The sequence below is a fragment of the Pseudomonas sp. 2822-17 genome (assembly GCF_002742485.1).
Classification (GTDB): domain Bacteria; phylum Pseudomonadota; class Gammaproteobacteria; order Pseudomonadales; family Pseudomonadaceae; genus Aquipseudomonas; species Aquipseudomonas cyclaminis.
On sequence record NZ_LJRZ01000893.1, the window covers coordinates 1 to 259 of the forward strand.

Sequence of the window (259 nt, forward strand, 5' to 3'; positions counted from 1 at the left end):
TCGTTATATGAGTCGATTAGCTGATAACTACTTAAAAGAAAACCGTGAAAAACTATTAGCAAAATTAAATGATTTTTTATCCATTCCAAGTGTGAGTACGGACAGTAAACACAAAGGGGATGTTGTAAAAGCAGGAGAATTCGTAGATGACTATTTAAAGGACATTGGATTTAATTCCGTTGAGCTTCAAGAAACACCAGGACACCCACTCGTGTATGGGGAATGGTTGGAAGCTGAAGGGGCACCAACTGTACTCCTA

At 38.6% G+C, this 259-nt stretch carries 1 protein-coding gene; it reads left to right on the plus strand.

What is annotated here, in order from left to right:
- A partial coding sequence (locus AOA60_RS29620) for a hypothetical protein (protein WP_218240967.1) occupies nt 1-259 on the plus strand: 259 nt, incomplete at both ends.